This window comes from Rheinheimera sp. MM224 (genome assembly GCF_947090785.1).
In the GTDB taxonomy this organism is placed as follows: Bacteria; Pseudomonadota; Gammaproteobacteria; order Enterobacterales; family Alteromonadaceae; genus Pararheinheimera.
On the sequence record NZ_OX352320.1, the window covers coordinates 1,652,860 to 1,671,703 of the forward strand.

An 18,844-nucleotide genomic window follows, 5' to 3' on the forward strand; every position below is an offset into this window, starting at 1 on the left:
TTTTAAGTACCTATGATGCTGAAATGCAAAAAATAACCATGGGGTTCGCCTTGAATAAGTTGTCGTCCAAAGTGCTTTATCAGTTTTTTAGACCTTTAATGGGGTTGCACCGCAATACCAAGCGAATAATTTCTATGTTTGCGGACTGTTGCATTCTGTTTATTGCATGGCTTGGAGCGTACTATCTGCGTTTTGATAACTTTGCTGTATTGTCAGATGAGCCTTTTGTACTTAGTTTTTTTGCGGTAGCCTTTTTTACTTTGATTGTATTCAGTATTTTAGGGTTATACAGGGCTGTAGTGCGTTACATTGGTTTGCGCTCTATGTTGGCTGTGGCTATGGGAACTATTATTTCTGGCTTGTTGCTGCGCATGGCAACAGACGCAAACGCTGTGTTATATAGCGCCTCTGTTAATTTGAACTACATATTTTTTTCTTTTGTCGGCATAGGCGGCTCACGCTTGCTGTTAAGGGAAATAGTGTCAGTTGGGGGGCGCCACGCCCACCATAAAGTACTTATTTATGGAGCTGGAGCCAGTGGCAGACAGCTGCTTTTAGCTTTAGCCAGTAGTGTTGAGTATAGAGCCGTCGCCTTTGTTGACGACGACCCGTCGCTTAAAGGTGTGATGATTAAAGATGTAAAAGTGTATTCACCAGACTGTATTCAAGATGTCGTAACCAAATATGGTATAAGCAGAATTCTGCTTGCCGTGCCATCAGCGACCCGCACTATCAGAGCAGAGCTTATCCAAAGTTTAGAGCCCTTAGGTTTACCTGTGTTAACAATCCCGGGCATGGCCGACCTTGTCGACGGTAAAATGAAAATCGACGAGCTGCAGGATGTTAAGATAGAAGATTTATTGGGACGTGATGCTGTTACCCCTATACCGTCGTTATTAACAGCAAATATCACCAGTAAAGTGGTTATGGTGACTGGGGCTGGTGGTTCTATAGGCTCTGAATTATGCCGGCAAATTATTCTGCAATCTCCTTCCAAGCTGGTGTTGTTTGAAGCATCTGAGTTTTCGCTTTACGAAATAGATAAAGAGCTAAGTGGTACACTAACTGCTAAACAGCTGGATGTGCAGCTTATCCCAGCCTTAGGTTCTGTGTTGGACCAGCAGCGTTTGCAAACTATTATGCAAAATTATCAGGTACACACTGTGTACCACGCTGCTGCCTATAAACACGTACCTTTGGTTGAATTTAATGTGATTGAAGGGTTACGCAATAACTTGTTTGGTACCTGGCACACAGCTGAAGCAGCTATTGCTTCAGGCGTTGAAACTTTTGTGTTGATTTCAACAGATAAAGCGGTGCGCCCCACCAATGTAATGGGAACAACAAAACGTTTAGCTGAGCTTACTTTGCAGGCGCTGGCAAAAAGGCAGCAAGGTACCCGTTTTTGTATGGTTCGTTTTGGCAATGTGTTGGGGTCTTCAGGGTCTGTGGTGCCTTTATTCAGGAAACAAATCAAAAAGGGCGGGCCTATTACACTCACTCATGAAGATATTACCCGCTATTTTATGACAATACCCGAAGCGGCTCAGTTGGTTATACAGGCCGGCGCCATGGGCGAGGGCGGGGATGTATTTGTATTGGATATGGGCGAGCCGGTAAAAATTTATGATCTTGCGAAAAAGATGGTGCATTTAACTGGCCTGGAAATTAAGAATAAGCAAAACCCACTGGGTGACATCGAAATTAAAATTACCGGTTTAAGGCCGGGTGAAAAGCTATATGAGGAATTGCTGATAGGAGAAGATGAAAAATCGACCCGTCATCCGCGGATTAAAGCCGCGAACGAAGTGTCTTTGAGCTGGACAGAAATGCAGGCGTTGTTAAGTGAGCTTAGTGAAGCTGCTATAAATTATGATTTAGAAAAAATAAGAGCTTTGATGTTAAGTGCTCCCACTGGTTTTAATCCAACTGATGGTATTTGTGATTTAGTATGGCAAGCTCATCAAGGTTCAAGCCTGTCAACATCAGAAAAAACATAATAGAATTTTAACTGTTAGTTACTAAATGGCTGTTGTGCCAGTTTAGAAAAAAATGTAATGATGCTGTAAATAGCAAACTCAAAGGACATTTTTATTCATATAAAGTTCATTTTTAGTAGGTTAAAACTGGTAGATGGTCAGAGGCTGTCCTAAGCTGATGTTCTTAAAACCAGTCATATAGCTGACGAAGTGATAACTCTATGAATAAAGAGGGAGTGAAAGCGTGACTTGGATGATGTCGCTACCCCGTGCAACAAAACGGGGAATTTCGGTTGTATCAGATATAGTTTTTTTGCTAAGCGCATTGTTTTTGGCCAGTTGGCTAAGCGGTGTTTTGCAACCTTATGCATTTTTTCAGTCTCACTTTGTGGGCCTTCTTATTTGGCTTTTTTTTAGTATTTCTGTTTTTTTCTTCTTGGTTTGTACCGAGCCATTCTGCGTTATATGGCGCCGCAAGCCGTTGCTACGGTAATGAATGGTGTTGTGGTTAGCGCTGCCAGCCTGGCTGTTTTATGCTGGTTTTTACCTTGGGTCGATACTGCCCGTTTAGTTTTGTGTTTTGCTGTTATAGCGGTGTTGCTGATAGGTGGCAGCAGATGGGGTTTTCGCACAGCCCTACAAATACAACGGCATAAAACCAAAAGCAGGGTGCTGATCTATGGCGCTGGGTGTTCTGGAAGACAGTTGCTGTATGCATTGCAAAGTGGCGATGAATACAAACCCGTAGTTTTTGTTGACGACAGTACGGAGCTGCAAAAGACAACAGTATGTGGCTTAACTGTCTTGCCTTCAGAATTACTAGAAAAAGCACTTACGCGTTATCGTATTGACCGCGTGCTATTAGCTATGCCGTCTGCAGGGCGCGGTCGAAAACGTGAGTTGCTTGAATTATTGTCCAAGCTACCAGTACCTGTACAAAGTATTCCTGGTATGGCTGATTTAGTTGCCGGGCACATGAAAATTGACGATTTACAAGATATTCGTATTGAAGACTTGTTAGGCCGTGAAGTAATCGAGCCTGATCAGCAACTGTTGCAAGCCAATATCCGGCATAAAGTTGTAATGGTGACTGGGGCTGGTGGTTCTATCGGTTCTGAGTTATGCAGGCAAATTATCCGTTGTAAACCCGATGTACTGGTACTGTTTGATGTGTCTGAGTTCGCTTTATATTCGATAGAACGCGAATTAAATGCTGTTAAACGCCGTTTTGGTTACCCTTGTGCTATCAAGCCTGTATTGGGCTCTGTGCAGCAGCAAAAATTGCTGGAACAGGTGATGGCTAATTTTCAGGTTCAAACTGTGTATCATGCTGCCGCTTATAAGCATGTGCCTCTGGTGGAATACAATATGGTGGAAGGTGTGCGAAACAATGTGTTTGGCACCTGGGCCTGCGCTGAGGCAGCAATAGCTGCAAAAGTGGAGAACTTTGTATTAATTTCTACCGACAAAGCTGTACGTCCTACCAATGTGATGGGAGCAAGTAAACGCATGGCTGAACTTGTATTGCAAGGGTTGGCTAGCAGACAGACGACTACTCGCATGTGCATGGTACGCTTTGGCAATGTGTTGGGTTCTTCTGGTTCTGTAGTGCCATTATTTGCTCAGCAGATTAAAGCGGGTGGGCCTGTAACTTTAACCCATAAAGAAATTACCCGCTTCTTTATGACCATCCCAGAAGCTTCGCAGCTAGTGATACAAGCAAGTGCTATGGCCAAAGGCGGTGAAGTTTTTGTGTTGGATATGGGCGAGCCTGTGCGTATTTACGATTTGGCAAAACGTATGATCCATCTGGCTGGTTTAAAGTTAAAAGACAAAACTAATCCAAATGGCGATATTGAAATTCAAATCACAGGCTTACGCCCCGGTGAAAAGTTGTACGAAGAATTGTTGATAGGCAGCAACGAAAGCCGGACTGACCATGCCAGAATACGAGCTGCAAAAGAGCAATATTTATCCTGGTCTGCCACTATGTTGTTATTAAATAGTCTGGATGTAGCCTGCCAGAGTTTTGATCAACAAATGCTCAGACAAATTTTACTGGATGCTCCCACAGGCTTTGCGCCAAGCAGTGAAATTTGTGACTTATTATTTGTCAGTAGCCGTACCAGTGAGTCAGTTAAAAAGGAACTGGTGCATTAGGTAAATCGCTGTGACAACAAGGTTTTCCTGCTTATTTTAAGTTGGAAAGTTGTAAATCGATGGCAAAAAAATGCTTGTCGATTGTACGAAAAACCTCTATTCTTAGGGGACTTTTTTAAAAGGGATGATGTGATGAAAAAATTAAGCGTGTTAATGGCTGCTATGCTAGTAGTTTCTGGGTCTGTAATGGCTCAAGATGAAGAATCAGGTGCTGCAGGTGCAGGCTCTTCTGCTGGTACTATCGGTGGTATTGCTACTGGTACTATCGTAGCTGGTGCTATCGCTGCCGGTGTATTGGCTGCTGTTGTTTCTAACAACCGTAGCGATTCTCCAGTTGATTGCCCTACAGGTCAAACTCTGGTGAATGGTTCTTGCCAACCAAACAAAACTTTACAGTGCGAAGGCTCTGACCCGTTAGCTGGTGGTGTTTGTACTGGTACTACAATTGTTGTGTCTGGTTCTACTACAGTACCTGTGACCTTTACTTATGCTCCAACCTTAAAATAAGGTTTGCTAAGTTAAAAAGGCCGCCTGTTGGCGGCTTTTTATTGTCTGCTTAATTTATTTGAAATGGATACCATGTCTAAATTAGCCGCTATTTTTTGTTCTATTGCCTTAATAAGCCTTACTGCTTGTTCTAATACAGTTCGCACTTACACTGATACATTAAAATTAGCTTTTAACCCGGGCGAAGGCGCAAGCTTGACCAAAGAACAACTAGCCAGTCGCGCTGCTGATGCTTTGTATGCAACAGTAGGAAATTTACCCAGGGCGCAGCTAGCTTTGGCCTATATAGAACATGGCCAGCAAAAGTGGATTTCAGCAGATGACGCTTTTTTAGTGCTAGAGAATGGCCGCTTGGTAAAAACTACAGGCTTTGAGAATGATTTGATGTTTATTACCGGCTCAGAACAAGATCCATTAAAACAGCCAATGACTAAAATTCAGCCAGGACAACAATGGCAAGCTTTGTCTGACTGGAAAGCTCGTCAGGAAACAGGTTATCAGCTGAACTACGAAATAATAGAAATCGCTGTAGAAAAAATTGAATTGTTAGATCAACAGTTTGAGACCAAATTAGTAACTGAGCAGGTGACGTTTGCCAATGGAGACACCGCTATTAATTTGTTTTGGTTTGATTTAACCAGTGGCCGTTTATTAAAAAGCCAACAGCAAATAGCGCCGTTTTGGCCACAAGTTGAGCTTGTTCATATTAGTAGTGCTGCGCGTTTATTAGGTATTGTAAAAGCAGGGAGCAGCAAATGAGATTAGTTAGGTTTTTTTCCGCTGTTGTATTTTGTGTTGCCAGCCACAGCCATGCCGCAGGCCCTGCTGTGTTGGTAAAACATAATGAACAATATCAGGGCTTTATTTCACTGCCGCGCTTGAGCGAAGTAGTATCTGTCGTAAATAAAGAGCCTGCATTGTACTGGCCAGCTGCACGTTTATATAAAACTGACCCAGAAGCATTAGCAACACCAGAGCAGCAAAGGCAAGAATTGTTAATCACTCTGGCTAATCTTAAGCAGATTTATTTGCAGGATGACGATGCTGAATTGGCAGCTACAACAGAAAACTTACTGCAGCAAGTTAAAAGTTGGGTGTTGGCTAAGCAGCTTCTTTTAGCTTTAGACCCTGATAAAGTAAGAGCTAAACAAGCTTTAAACCCTAAATTACGTGCTGGCCAGTATTTACTGTTAGTTACCAAACGCCCGGATACAGTTACTGTGACTGGCTTAACCCAGAATAATAAATTGCCTTTCTTAAATGCGGCGGACGCAACAGAGTATCTTGAACAGATAAAACCTCTTGTTGGCGCCAGTTCTTCTTTTCTTTATATTTTGCCAGCTGGCGAAGCCGCTATTTTAGCCAAAACAGGCTTGTGGAACCGTCAACGTCAGGACATACCCGCAGGTGCAGTGCTTTATGTACCATTTGAACAGCGCTTGTTGCCATCAGAGTTTGAGCAGGTTAACCAACAAGTGATAGAGTTATTGCAGCACAGGGTTGTTTTAGAATGAAAAAATTATATTTAAGTGCTGTTATTACCACTTTAGTTACCCCTTTAGTTTCTGCCGAAACTAATCAGCCTGCGCCGAACAGCTATTCTCAGATGAATCAGGGTGGGGTTGGGTTAATTCAGATGCCGACGGCCCGTCATAATGCGGAAGGCAGCTTTAGCCTTAATTATCAGGATAGCGAAGAATATCGGTTTTGGTCAGCCTCATTACAACTGTTCCCCTGGATGGAAACCACAGTCCGTTATACAGACGTGCGCACTAAGCTTTATAGTGACGTTCCCAGCTTTAGTGGTGATCAGACCTATAAAGACAAAGGCATAGATGTTAAATTTCGTTTATGGCAAGAAAGTGAGTTTTTACCCGATTTGTCGGTTGGTTTCCGGGATTTTGGTGGTACAGGTTTATTTGAAAGTGAGTTTATTGCAGCCAGCAAACGTATTGGGCCTTTTGATTTTCACCTGGGCCTGGGTTTTGGTTATTTAGGTCGTAAAGACAATATTAGTAATCCGTTTTGTGACATAAAAGACAGTTTTTGTAGCAGACCTGGTGGTTTTAGCGGTTCAGGTGGAAAGATCGACTATCAAAAATTCTTTAAAGGACCAGCGTCTTTATATGGAGGTATAGAATATCAAACACCTTGGGATCCTTTGCGTTTAAAACTGGAATACGACGGTAACAATTACCAGCAAGACAGGGCTGGCGTTTTAATTCAGGATTCTGATTACAATGTCGCCGCAGTTTATGCGTTAAGTGAAGCTTTTGATTTAAACGTGAATTACCAAAGAGGTAATACCTTTGGTTTTGGTGTGAATTACAAACTTAACTTTAATACGATTAAACAAGTTAAATTTGACCCCCCAATCAAGGAGATCCCTGCTGTATCACCTGCTGCAATAGATACCTTAGATAAAGCCGAACTGCGCAGAGATTTATACTTAAACGCCGGTTTTGTCGTAAATAACTACGTAATAAAAGACGATGAAATTATTCTAAAGGGACAGCAAATTGCCTACCGTGATGAAGATCAATCGATAAATCGAATTGGGCGTGTTCTTGCGAATCATTTGCCAACACAGATTAAAACTTACCGTATAGTTACTGTAGCCTCTAATCTACCTATGGTAGAAACTGCAATTGACGCTGAGCAGTTTGTTCGCGCGGCAAGTTATCAAACTCCTGATGCAGTTGTAAAAAGCAGCTACCAGCGAGTAGAGCCAAAGCTAGAAGATGAAAACTGGGCTGTAGAACCTAATGAAACAGGCTTTGGTTACGGTGCTGAATTATTTTGGCTTCAGACTTTTGGTAATCCAGAAAGTTTTTATATGTATCAAGGCGGCTTATTTTTAGGTGGTGCTTACCAGTTTAATTCGAACTTTAGTGTACAAACTACTGCGAAAGTAAATCTGTTGACTAACTTTGATCAATTTAATTTTAAAGTCGATTCGCAAAATACCGGTGTTCCAAGAGTACGTACCTATATTCGTGAGTATGTTACCCGTAGTGACATCACCATGGAAAACTTTTATGGCCACTGGAAAGATCAATTAGCTGAGAATTGGTATGGTCAGATCTATGCTGGTTATTTAGAAACTATGTACGGTGGTGTAGGTGGGGAAGTTTTATACAGACCTATTGATTCAACGTTGTCTGTAGGTTTAGATTTGAATTATGTGCGACAGCGTTCTTATGAAAAAGAGCTGGCATTTTTTGATTATAAGACTCTTACTGGCCACTTAAGCTTTTACTGGAGACCACAGTTTTTAGATGACACTATGATCACGGCCAGCTTTGGCCAGTACCTGGCTAAAGATAGAGGTGTGACTGTAGATTTCGCTAAACGTTTTGACAGTGGAATTGTGGCTGGTGCTTACGCGGCGTTCACTGATATGTCTGCGGCTGAATACGGTGAAGGCAGTTTTACTAAAGGTTTTTATATATCCATTCCGTTTGATGTATTTTCATTGAAATCGGCAACTGGCCGCGGCCGTATCCCTTGGATACCTATTTCTCGTGATGGCGGTCAGATGCTAAATAAACCAGCAAGCTTAAATGGTTTAACTGAAAGTCGTACGCCATTTTTACGTTAAGCTTTAATTAGAAGAATATAAGGCCGCTGATACTAAGGTGGCCTTATTTATTTGTGCCAATGCTGTTTGATGCTGTTGCTATACACTTTACTATGTCGATTTTACGGAAAACTGATGAATAAAGTAACAACCTTACCTTTACCCGGCTTATTGTTGATACAGCCTCAATTGTATAAGGATGATCGCGGTTATTTTTTTGAAGTAAGCCGTAGTTCTGAGTTAAAACGGCAATTGGGTGACATTGACTTTGTGCAGGAGTCCCAGTCTGGCTCTTATCAACATGTGTTAAGAGGATTGCATTACCAGCTAAACAAACCTCAAGCGAAATTAATCCGGGTATTAACTGGTCGTATTTTTGATGTAGCAGTGGACTTACGGCAGCATTCAGCAAGTTTTGGCCAGTGGTATGGTTTTGAATTGTGTAGTGAGAAAAAGCAGCAGCTTTTTATTCCTGCAGGATTTGCTCATGGTTTTTTAACCTTAAGCTCTTATGCTGAGGTAGTTTACAAAACCGACCAATATTATGACCCTGTGTCTGAACGGGCTATTCGCTGGGATGATCCGCAGTTGGCCATACAATGGCCTTTAACAGAGACTCCAATAATTTCAGATAAAGACGCCAAAGCACAGTCATTTGCCAGCGCCGATATTTTTCTCAAATAAAATGGGGTCAGATCACATTATATGTTGAGGGTATTATTGCTTGGGCAATCAGGCCAACTTGCCTCTGAACTCAGATTAACCACGCCAGCATTAATTCAACTAAAAGTGCTGAGTTACGCTGAGTTTAGTGCTCTGTCTGACACAGCACTTAATAAGCTTTTTTTCAGCATTAATCCCGTTTGGGTGATTAATGCTGCTGCTTATAATCAGGTTGATCAAGCCGAACTTTTTCCTGAGTTGGCGCTGGCCGGAAATTTTTATCTGGTACAAAGGCTGCAGCGGCTTTGCGCATTAACACAGAGCAAGTTACTGCATATATCTACTGATTATGTGTTTGATGGTTTAGCTAAAACTCCATACAAGGAGCAGGATCAGGCACAGCCGCTAAATCAATACGGTAAAAGTAAGCGTGCTGCAGAACTCTGGTTGTTACAAGAGTATGCTGACTCGAGTGTGATTATCCGCACCAGCTGGTTGTATTCTGCCTATGGTACTAACTTTGTCAAAACTATGTTGCAGCTGATGCAGACAAAACCGCAAGTAAAGCTAGTACAGAATCAGCTAGGGTCACCTTGCGGGGCTTTGGGTCTGGCGCAGGTGATATGGCAAATTGTTAGCGGCAAAGCTGTAAATTCCGGAGTTTATCATTGGGCAGATGCTGGCTATTGTTCTCGCTATCAATTCGCACGGGAGATTCAGGCTGTTGGTTTAGAATTAGGATTGTTGCAGCAGAAAGCAGAGCTTTTACCCGTTGCGGCTAAACATTTTGCTTTATCGGCAGTGCGGCCTGCATTTAGTGCTTTAGATAGCAGTGCCTTAAGGCAGTTATTGTTGCTGCCAACAGTAAGTTGGCAGCAACAATTAGCGCTGGTATTACGCTCATTTTCGGTTATAAAATTGGATAAATTAGAAAAGGATTAGTGATGAGTTATGTTTTGTTAACAGGCGGTGCTGGTTATATCGGTAGCCACACAGCTTTAGCTTTGCTTCGGGCAGGCGAGCAGGTGATTAGTTTTGATAATTACAGCAATTCCAGCCCGGAATCATTAAAGCGGGTAGAGCAGTTGGCTTGTAAGCCTGTAATTCAGATTGAAGGCGATGTGTTGGATGCTGATGCGTTAGCTGCTGTATTTGAACAATACCCGATTAAAGCTGTAGTACATTTTGCTGGTTTAAAAGCTGTGGGTGAGTCGACACAAAAGCCTTTGTGGTATTACGAAACTAACGTCGGTGGCACTATTAAGCTTTGTCAGGTGATGGCGGAGTTTGGTGTTAAAAATCTGGTATTCAGTTCATCTGCAACAGTGTACGGCGATGCACAAAATAGCCCTCTGCCGGAAACTACTCCTACTGTGGCAATGAATCCTTATGGTCAGTCCAAGCTAATGACAGAATGGGTATTGCAGGACTTACATCAGTCAGACAACAGCTGGAACATAGCAGTGTTGCGCTATTTTAATCCGGTAGGTGCTGATGCCAGTGGCCGTATTGGAGAGGACCCTAATGGCATTCCTAACAACCTGATGCCGTTTATCACTCAAGTGGCGGTAGGTAAACGTGCGCAACTGCAGATTTTTGGCAAGGATTATCCAACAGCAGATGGCACAGGAGTGCGGGATTATATTCATGTGACAGATTTAGCTGTTGGCCATGTGGCAGCTTTGCAACATCTGTCTAAGGGACCTGGCTTTGATTACTTTAATTTAGGCAGCGGTGAAGGTTTATCAGTACTGGATATTGTAACTCGCTTCGCTGAAGTGAATCAGGTCACAGTGCCTTATCAATTCGCTGACAGGCGCCCTGGTGATGTGGCCCAGTATTTTGCCGATCCATCCAAGGCGAAAGCTATTTTGAACTGGCAAACAGAGCAGACACTGGATGATATAGTTCGGGATAGCTGGAACTGGCAAAAAAATAACCCGAACGGGTATTAATAAACCTGTTGATTCAGTAGAGTTTGAACTTGAAGCATCAATACCTTTCGCGCGTCTGTAAACACTTTTGGAGCTTAGATAATATGGAATATCAGACTGAACTACATATCCCCTCTTTAAATGTATTAGTCTTAGGGGCTGGCGGTAATGTCAGCATAGGTATTATTAAAACGCTTAAGCAAATTTCTTCAGTGAAGGTCAACGTATATGCTGCATGCGTAACTAAAGATGCTGCAGGATTTGCTTTATCTGATTTTGCTATTTTGTCTCCAATGGCTTCTAATCCAGAATTTCATGACTGGCTTGATCATATTGAACAAAGTTATTCAATTGACGTTGTTTTGAGTGGTGTTGAGGAGGTTAATCTGGCTTTAGCTGATCGGAATATAGAAGGTAAAGCTGGCCCAATCTACTTAATTCCAGAAAAGAATCATATGATGTGCTTTTCAGATAAATTAGAGACAACTAACTGGTTGAAGTTAAATAAAATTAATTACCCTGAAACTTTTAAGATAAACTCGACAACCAACCTTATAAAGGTTTACGAATCGTTATCTAAGCCTTTTATAATAAAACCCCGTTTTGGTAAGGGTTCTCAAGGAGTACATTTAATACACTCTTATGAGCAGTTTTCTTCGTTCGCACCTTTTGATGATTATGTTGCTCAACAGTGTATCGGAACGCCTGATTCGGAGTATACCTGCGGTGTCTACCCCACGGATGATGGTGACGCAAGCGTTATAGTTATGAAAAGGCGATTAAAAAATGGATCTACTTCTATTGCTGAAGTTGTGTTTGATAAAGCGATTGAGCAGTACTGCCGTGATATAGCAATTAAATTGAAAACTCAATCACCATTTAATGTTCAACTTCGAGTAAGTTCTGAAAATGGACATCCTTACTGTTTTGAAATTAATATGCGCCTCTCTGGAACTACGTTTATAAGGCATAACTTTGGATTTCCAGATTGTGAGGCTTGGTTGCTTCGCAAAGCTATGCCAAATATGATGCAGCCGATATTTGGTGTTCGCAAAGCCAAAGCTATTCGCTACGAGGCTGAGGTGTTTATAGAGCCTGAATCTTTAGAACAGACTAACCTTCTTTCTGCTATCAAACTTGGGTTGTTGGAAAGATGAGGGTTATCATTAGTGGTATAACTGGAGTTGTCGGGCGTAACCTTGGTATTGAGCTCGGCTCTAATGGTTGGAGTGTTTTTGGGCTTAGCCGAAGTCAAACGTCTTTGTTTGAAAGTTTATCGCTTGATTTAGCTGATGCAAATGAAGTTGATCGCGTAATTACTAAGATCCCTAAGTCAGATGTATTTATACATTGTGCAGCGTTGATTAACAGCGATAGTTCTCTTGTTGATTTAATTCAAGCCAATGTCATCGGAACTTTGAATGCCCTGAAGTTAGCACGAGAAGCGAACGTAAAGTACTTCATTAATATATCAAGCAGTGCAGTATTAGGCCCGATATTGTATCTACCTGTAGATGAGCTGCATGAGTCTAACCCGCAATCGCCTTATGCATTTTCTAAATATTTCGGTGAACTCGCACTAGCGTTTGAGCGGGAAAATTTTAAGCAAGTCTCTCAGCCTGAGATTACATCTTTCAGGATTCCGTCCCCTGTTGGGATCGGAATGCCTCAACGTTCAATTTTACCCATTATGCTTAGTCAAGCTATGAGGAAAAATCCATTAACAATTTCAGGTGATTCAGGACGTAAGCAAAACTTTTTAGATATAAGAGATATTGCAAACGCCGTTATGGGAGTCTGTGAGATAACTGGTGTTGAGCCTGTTTATAATATTGCTGGTGGCAGATCTTATTCTAATGCCGAGTTAGCTAGATTAATTAATAAAGTTACAGGAAACTTGCATGATATTGTTGATGAGAGCTCAAAATATGCTTTTCCGAATGGCACATTGAATCCTCAGTGTTGGGAAATATCGACAGAACTAGCGAACAAAAGCTTTGGCTTTATACCAAAATATGATCTGGAACATACATTAACTTGGCTAGTTAACTCGGATGCCTCCTTAACATGAGATGTATTATATTTTCTGATGTGCATGGAAATATTCATGCATTTAGAGCATTTTTAGAAAAGCTGCGGAAACAACAATACGATAAAATATTTTTTTTAGGTGATTTCGTTGGTTATTATTATAATCCGAATGAAATAATCGAGTATTGTATTGATTTAGAAGTGACTTGTTTGCTTGGAAATCATGATAGCTACTTTCTAAGAATGTTAAAAGCTGAGCTTGATGAAGATGAGTTAGTCCGTAAATATGGTAATTCGTATCGACAAGCTAGAAATACAATGACACAAGCATCAATTGATTTTTTGTCGTCTCTAAAGCCATCCCTTAATTTTAGTGCATCCGGAAGAAATGTTTTTTTGTGTCACGGGTCGCCGATTAATCCGCTTGAAGGTCGAATATACCCAGACACGGATCTATCAGTTTTTACGAGAGCCAGTAATTTTGACTACATCATCTGTGGACATACGCACCATAAAATTTCACGCAAGTGCGGGAGTACTTGGTTTTTAAATCCTGGTTCCTTAGGACAACAGCGAGACGGGAAAGGTTGTAGTTATTTATTAATAGACTTTTCTATTGATATGTGGACAATCGAGACTGTTGATTATGATATATGTGAGCTGGAAGCGCAGGTAGATAGATATGATATGGGAGCTGAGAGATTGAAGTCAGTGCTAAGGCGGACACCATCTCGTTAGATTTTTTCTCAATCAGTTACTGTAAATATAAAGTATTTTTCTAGATCTCATCTTATATAAAGACGTCTGGTATCATAAATACAGTATTTAAATTTTTTTGCGTTTTTTTAAAACTTTCAAAGGAAACTTAGCTGGGATATACCCCAATTAATGTAGGTTTACTGCGGATTAAACTAATATTCTAATATGGTGTGCTTTTAATGAAATATAGAAAAGAGATAGACGGGCTTAGGGCATTAGCTGTTTTGCCTGTTATCTTATTCCATGCTGGATTTACAGTATTTGGCGGTGGATTTGTAGGCGTTGATATTTTTTTTGTGATTAGTGGATACTTGATCACAACTATATTAATTTCTGAAATGGAGCAAGACAGGTTTTCATTGGCAAATTTTTATGACAGACGTGCTAGACGAATTCTTCCTGCTCTATTTTTTGTTATGTTATGTACTTTACCATTTGCTTGGTTATGGATGTTACCCGCTGATTTAAAGAGCTTTTCACAAAGCTTGGTAGCGGTGCCTCTGTTCGTCTCTAATATTCTTTTTTACTTGACTAGCGGATATTTTGATTTAACCTCAGAATTTAAGCCTTTGCTTCATACATGGAGTTTAGCGGTCGAAGAGCAGTATTATCTATTATTCCCTATATTTTTAATGATAACTTGGAAGTTTGGGAAAAATTTCATCACATATTTACTTATTGCGGCAACAATTCTAAGTGTAACTATTGCTCAATGGGCCTCATTTAACTACTCATCATTTAGTTTTTATATGTTACCAACCAGAGGGTTCGAGATACTGATTGGTGCATTAATTTCCTTTTATATCAATAGTAAGACTCTAAATCAGCCATTTTATCAGTTGTTTAGTAAACCTGTTAATCAGATCGGCAGTATAACTGGTATGGCACTAATTCTTTATTCAATATTCTTATTCGATAAAAATACACCATCTCCGAGTTTGTATACTTTAATTCCAACTTTGGGTGCTGGACTAATTATTCTTTTTGCGAATACCGACAATTTTGTCGGGAGACTTCTGGGTAGTAAAATACTGGTCTGGATTGGACTTATCAGTTACAGCACTTACTTATGGCATCAACCTTTGCTTTCCTTCGCCAGGTTACGTAGTGTAGAAGAGTTAACAAATGTGATGTTAGTTATGCTTTGCTTGGCTTCTCTGATTTTAGGTTACTTAAGTTGGAGATTCGTAGAAAGTCCGTTTCGAGACAGGAACGCTTTATCAACACAAAAAGTAGTGATTATTACGCTACCCTTGGGTATTTTATTTCTTGTATTAGGCGTTGTGGGCCACTTAACCAAAGGTTTTGAATCAAGATTTCAACCTGAAATAGGGAATATATATCAACCAACGAGAGGTTTCAGTTTACGATGTGATAAAAGCGACACTAAAGTTGGTTGTAAACTAGGAAGTTTGGGAACAACTCCAACTTTCGCTATGTTGGGTGATTCGCATAGTAGCGTTTTACAGCAAAATTTGAGCGATTCTTTAGAATTACAATTGAAGTCGATGGTAACTTACTACGGCAGTTGGTGCGCTCCACTTATAGATTTTGGTACGGATAACGTAAATAAAAATCCGCAATGCCGCAAGTTTATGAACGATTCTTTTGATCTCGTTTTAAAGGACAGCAATATATCAACTGTCATATTGGTAGCAGAGTGGGGTAACTACACTCAAGGGTATAGATGGAATGATTCAGGTATTGCCTTTTATACTGATGCTCAGTCTGGAACTTTGAGTGCACAAGAAACGATAAAGTCATTTCATAGAGCTCTTGAAAGAACTATCGGGCTGTTAAAAGAAAATCGTAAGAAAGTCATTATTGTAAAGAGCGTACCAGAATACGAAGAACATTTGCCTACATATATAGCCAAATCTATCGCTTTTGATGGTGGTTTACCTGAGGATGTGGATGACAAAATGATGAATTATGAACTTCGTAATGCTGATTTTGAAAACGTCCTTTCAAAACTTAAGGAAGATGGTTCAGTTACTGTTGTTGATACTGAACACCTATTTTGTAAAACTGGTAACTGTACTTTTATTGATGAGACGAACGAAATGCTTTATATAGATGGTAATCATTTATCTAAGTATGGTTCACGAATACTTGTAGAAGATATTATTAATAATCTCAAATAATGATTGTATAAGTTGAATACCATTCATATTCAACTTATACATATTGAAAACTCTGCAATGATTGTACGATATATTAAACCAAATTTGTCTTGCTAATAACAAAAAGACCAGCCGCAGCACCTATAATGACTTCTGTGGCTGGTTGTCTCTGCTTGTCCTTCAGCGGCACGGGCAATCGCTGCTCGCACTTAACCTTTATTTTTCCACATCTTTGAATCTGAAAGATTGATTAATCGATCTCTCATAGCTGAGATTACTCTTGATGTTTCAATGTATTTATATGCGGCTAACGACACTATATAGGTAAGAATTGAGATTAGACATATTGTTAATAATTCTGGTGTAGAGCTTGTCACAGTTTTTTGGTAATGAAGAAACAGTCCTATAATCAATACATGACAAAGATATGTGGAGTAAGAGTAATCGCCAAGTTTTGCAAAGAACATTGTTAGTTTGGATTTTTCATTTAATATGTTGTTTAATGCAATAAAAGAAATAACTAGCATAGTCGCTGAAACTGTCTTCTGTATTGTCCCATAACCAAGAACGCCCGACATTATTACTATAGAAAAGATAAGTATAAATGCCGCAGATTTTGGGCTAAGTATTTTCAATAAGTCAAACTTTGAATGTAGCCAACCAACGAATAGTCCAAAGACAAACTGCCACATAAGCACGCTAGATAGGACACTCATGATTGGGGCGTTATTTTTGAGTAGTACAAGAGGAAGTGAAATGACTATAATCCCACAAATATACACAGCATAGCGTTTGTTCAAAAATAAACATAATGCTAATATTGTATAAAACACTATTTCAAAGTTAAGTGTCCAGCCAACTGTTAAATAAGGAAATAAACCGAGACCAGAAGGGTTTTCATGAGGTATAAAGAACAGCGAATATAATAATGAGTTCAATGTATAAGCGGTAAAATTGAACGCATCAGGCATAAAATAGCTAAAAGATATCAATAGTACTGAAAAAAACCAATACGTGGGAAGGACTCTAAATAGTCTATTTATAAAGAATGACCATCCTGTGGATGATGAGCTATTTGCAGAGCCGAACATTACGAAACCACTTAGTACAAAAAAAATATCAACTCCAAATGCGCCAAACTTACTAAAGAACTCGCCTAAAAGGCTATCACTTCTTAAATTATAAAACAGCTGCATGTAGTGATGATATACAACAAGCCACGCGGCTATTGCTCTAAGGATTTGTAAAGACTGTATCTTCAATTCTTGCTCCGTACGGAATTATTTTCAAAATATATGAATAGATATTTTTATCCATTGCAAATCTACAGGCGTTTATTTTTGCCAAACGAGTTTTTTAATTATTCACTAATAAATATCTATAGTTCTACTTCTGAGGTATAGGATTTTTTTATAAAAATGCGGAAATAGAAAAATAGCATATATCTTAAAGTTAATATTAGACTTTCTCACTTTCTCACTTTCTCACTTTCTCACTTTCTCACTGGCTACCAGTGAACATGATTACATATAATTCGTGAGAACGTAACTTTGCTTCACAACATCTGCTGAATTTGCTCTTTGATGAAGTTGTATCTTTTACGTTGATCTTTGGGCAGTTCAGCTTCGTCTATCACGTTCATGCATTTATGGGCGAGGTAGATTAAATCTTCGTTTAAACGGCCGCGCTGGCTGATGGCTTGTAATAAGTTCATCGCGATGCTGGCGTTGGCCGGCATGGTTTTTTGTGCTTCGATAAAGTAGTTGATGGCTTCGGAGTACTGGCCCAGGCTGTAGGCTTCCATCCCGGCGTTGTGACTGGCCATCATAGTGGCTCTTTTGCTGCTGTATTTATCCTGTTCGGATAAAAACATCATATTCAACGCTTTGTTGTACAAATCGGCGCTTTGCGACAGGGTGTTTAAACTGCCCATGTAGTGGTCGCTCATCGCAAGATTGCCGCTTTCAAAATAAGCTCTGGCCCGGTCAAGCAAGGCGGAAGGGGATAAAGTTTTACCTAAACTTAACTCTTCGCTTTGCTGCAGCAGACTTTTGGCTTTTTCGGTTTTGCCTTCCAGTACTGCAACTCTGGCTTCTATCACCAGCTTGTCGTGCTCGTAAGTGGCAGGATTAAAACGTTTTTTTACGTCTTTTAGGAAATAATCTACTTTGCCAAGCACGGTGCGTTTATCCCGTACAGATAAACCCTGGGCATTTTGGATCATAGCGCGGGCGTAGTTCAGCATATTGTCTGCTGTGTCGTAGATAGAATACTTTGCCGCTTCCAGTAATTTGCTGTGCACCCGTACTGCTAAATCAGGTTGGTTGTTGATCACTGCTAAATTGGCCAGGACGTGCTGGCGCAGGTAGTTTTTTGGTGAGGCATCGGCTACGACACGGACCGTATTAAACGCGTCTTCAGCCCTGTTTTGGCTTAAATACAAACGCGTCAGCCAGTCGAGTGCTTCAATTTTAGTTTCAGGCTGGTCGACAAGTTCAATCAACATGCCTTCAGCTTCTGTATCCTGCTCCTGATAGCCTTTTGCTACCGCTATACCTAGTTTGGCCCAGGATAAATCCCGAAAGGCTAATACTTCGCTGTATAAGATTTCTGCTTCTTTGTAGCGACCTACTTTGACTAAGAGTTCGCCTTTGAGGCGTTGGGTATAGGTGTGGTGTACCGGGTATTGCTCTAAGGCGACGTCGCAGGCCTGAATCGCTTCAGGATAGTTTTCTTCTGCAATCATCTGGTAGGCGTACTTTAATGCACGTTTTACCTGAAAAGCCCGGCCAATACGGCGTTCCAGTTCGGCATAACTAAAAGGCTTGAGCAGATAATCGTCGGGCAGAAATTCAATCATGCCATAGACAGATTGACGGTGACGCTCGCCGCTGACCACAATAAAACAGCAGCTGTGTTTCAGGCAGTGTTCGGCTTTTAAGGCTTCAAACAGCTGATAACCGTCGCGGCCTACACCTAAGTTATAGTCACATAAAATAAAGTCGAAGTCGGTTCTGCGGCAGGCTGACATAGCGGTTTCTGCATTACGGGCTACTACGACCTGGTCGAAACCAATCAGCGCCAACATGCTTTTCATGTACGCTATGA

The 18,844-nt window shown here is 40.6% G+C and carries 15 protein-coding genes; 13 read left to right on the forward strand and 2 right to left on the reverse strand.

All coding sequences use genetic code 11. The annotated features are described in order from the left end of the window. Positions 1-23: 23 nt before the first annotated feature. The 13 genes from OM978_RS07955 to OM978_RS08015 all read left to right on the forward strand — a co-directional run bounded on the left by OM978_RS07955 (position 24) and on the right by OM978_RS08015 (position 15,757). On the forward strand, positions 24-2,000 hold the full coding sequence (locus OM978_RS07955) for a polysaccharide biosynthesis protein (protein ID WP_319633897.1): 1,977 nt from the start codon (positions 24-26) through the stop codon (positions 1,998-2,000). Positions 2,001-2,444: 444 nt separating this feature from the next. Then, a complete protein-coding gene (locus tag OM978_RS07960) occupies positions 2,445-4,139 on the forward strand; it encodes a polysaccharide biosynthesis protein (protein WP_264346304.1) in 1,695 nt (564 codons plus the stop codon). Positions 4,140-4,271: 132 nt separating this feature from the next. Next, positions 4,272-4,646, forward strand: coding sequence for a hypothetical protein (locus OM978_RS07965; RefSeq protein WP_264346305.1), 375 nt, complete (start codon positions 4,272-4,274; stop codon positions 4,644-4,646). Positions 4,647-4,718: 72 nt separating this feature from the next. Continuing rightward, entirely contained in the window at positions 4,719-5,405 is a 687-nt protein-coding gene (locus OM978_RS07970) for a YjbF family lipoprotein (RefSeq protein WP_264346306.1), read from the forward strand. Further along, positions 5,402-6,160, forward strand: coding sequence for a capsule biosynthesis GfcC family protein (locus OM978_RS07975; protein ID WP_264346307.1), 759 nt, complete (start codon positions 5,402-5,404; stop codon positions 6,158-6,160). The genes OM978_RS07970 and OM978_RS07975 overlap by 4 nt, the downstream gene beginning before the upstream one ends. Continuing rightward, positions 6,157-8,247 carry a YjbH domain-containing protein gene (locus OM978_RS07980; protein ID WP_264346308.1) on the forward strand — a complete coding sequence of 697 codons (2,091 nt, stop codon included), beginning with the start codon at positions 6,157-6,159 and terminating at the stop codon, positions 8,245-8,247. Before OM978_RS07975 ends, OM978_RS07980 begins: the two co-directional genes overlap by 4 nt. A gap of 114 nt (positions 8,248-8,361) precedes the next feature. Then, entirely contained in the window at positions 8,362-8,910 is a 549-nt protein-coding gene (gene rfbC, locus OM978_RS07985; RefSeq protein WP_264346309.1) for a dTDP-4-dehydrorhamnose 3,5-epimerase, read from the forward strand. Positions 8,911-8,931: 21 nt separating this feature from the next. Next, positions 8,932-9,831 (forward strand): dTDP-4-dehydrorhamnose reductase, encoded by a 900-nt coding sequence (gene rfbD / locus OM978_RS07990; RefSeq protein ID WP_264346310.1) that lies wholly within the window; start codon positions 8,932-8,934, stop codon positions 9,829-9,831. A gap of 2 nt (positions 9,832-9,833) precedes the next feature. Further along, complete coding sequence (gene galE / locus OM978_RS07995) at positions 9,834-10,844, forward strand: UDP-glucose 4-epimerase GalE (protein ID WP_264346311.1); 1,011 nt, start codon at positions 9,834-9,836, stop codon at positions 10,842-10,844. 83 nt (positions 10,845-10,927) lie between these two features. Continuing rightward, positions 10,928-11,980 (forward strand): ATP-grasp domain-containing protein, encoded by a 1,053-nt coding sequence (locus OM978_RS08000; RefSeq protein ID WP_264346312.1) that lies wholly within the window; start codon positions 10,928-10,930, stop codon positions 11,978-11,980. Continuing rightward, positions 11,977-12,894 (forward strand): NAD-dependent epimerase/dehydratase family protein, encoded by a 918-nt coding sequence (locus OM978_RS08005; protein ID WP_264346313.1) that lies wholly within the window; start codon positions 11,977-11,979, stop codon positions 12,892-12,894. Before OM978_RS08000 ends, OM978_RS08005 begins: the two co-directional genes overlap by 4 nt. After that, complete coding sequence (locus tag OM978_RS08010) at positions 12,891-13,592, forward strand: metallophosphoesterase family protein (protein WP_264346314.1); 702 nt, start codon at positions 12,891-12,893, stop codon at positions 13,590-13,592. The genes OM978_RS08005 and OM978_RS08010 overlap by 4 nt, the downstream gene beginning before the upstream one ends. A 200-nt stretch (positions 13,593-13,792) precedes the next feature. Next, entirely contained in the window at positions 13,793-15,757 is a 1,965-nt protein-coding gene (locus OM978_RS08015; protein ID WP_264346315.1) for an acyltransferase family protein, read from the forward strand. A gap of 188 nt (positions 15,758-15,945) precedes the next feature. Here the strand turns inward: OM978_RS08015 and OM978_RS08020 are convergent, their stop codons facing one another. Then, a complete protein-coding gene (locus tag OM978_RS08020) occupies positions 15,946-16,998 on the reverse strand; it encodes an acyltransferase family protein (RefSeq protein WP_264346316.1) in 1,053 nt (350 codons plus the stop codon). 293 nt (positions 16,999-17,291) lie between these two features. Then, positions 17,292-18,833 carry a response regulator gene (locus tag OM978_RS08025; protein WP_413691069.1) on the reverse strand — a complete coding sequence of 514 codons (1,542 nt, stop codon included), beginning with the start codon at positions 18,831-18,833 and terminating at the stop codon, positions 17,292-17,294. Positions 18,834-18,844: the final 11 nt, after the last annotated feature.

Excerpts from the sequence above, each read along its gene's own strand:
- galE (WP_264346311.1), top strand. The coding sequence starts at position 9,834 with ATGAGTTATGTTTTGTTAACAGGCGGTGCTGGTTATATCGGTAGCCAC.
- OM978_RS08000 (WP_264346312.1), top strand. The coding sequence starts at position 10,928 with ATGGAATATCAGACTGAACTACATATCCCCTCTTTAAATGTATTAGTC.
- OM978_RS08015 (WP_264346315.1), top strand. The coding sequence starts at position 13,793 with ATGAAATATAGAAAAGAGATAGACGGGCTTAGGGCATTAGCTGTTTTG.
- OM978_RS08005 (WP_264346313.1), top strand. The coding sequence starts at position 11,977 with ATGAGGGTTATCATTAGTGGTATAACTGGAGTTGTCGGGCGTAACCTT.
- rfbD (WP_264346310.1), top strand. The coding sequence starts at position 8,932 with ATGTTGAGGGTATTATTGCTTGGGCAATCAGGCCAACTTGCCTCTGAA.
- OM978_RS07965 (WP_264346305.1), top strand. The coding sequence starts at position 4,272 with ATGAAAAAATTAAGCGTGTTAATGGCTGCTATGCTAGTAGTTTCTGGG.
- OM978_RS07960 (WP_264346304.1), top strand. The coding sequence starts at position 2,445 with ATGGCGCCGCAAGCCGTTGCTACGGTAATGAATGGTGTTGTGGTTAGC.
- rfbC (WP_264346309.1), top strand. The coding sequence starts at position 8,362 with ATGAATAAAGTAACAACCTTACCTTTACCCGGCTTATTGTTGATACAG.
- OM978_RS08025 (WP_413691069.1), bottom strand. The coding sequence starts at position 18,833 with ATGAAAAGCATGTTGGCGCTGATTGGTTTCGACCAGGTCGTAGTAGCC.
- OM978_RS07970 (WP_264346306.1), top strand. The coding sequence starts at position 4,719 with ATGTCTAAATTAGCCGCTATTTTTTGTTCTATTGCCTTAATAAGCCTT.
- OM978_RS07975 (WP_264346307.1), top strand. The coding sequence starts at position 5,402 with ATGAGATTAGTTAGGTTTTTTTCCGCTGTTGTATTTTGTGTTGCCAGC.
- OM978_RS08010 (WP_264346314.1), top strand. The coding sequence starts at position 12,891 with ATGAGATGTATTATATTTTCTGATGTGCATGGAAATATTCATGCATTT.
- OM978_RS07955 (WP_319633897.1), top strand. The coding sequence starts at position 24 with ATGCAAAAAATAACCATGGGGTTCGCCTTGAATAAGTTGTCGTCCAAA.
- OM978_RS07980 (WP_264346308.1), top strand. The coding sequence starts at position 6,157 with ATGAAAAAATTATATTTAAGTGCTGTTATTACCACTTTAGTTACCCCT.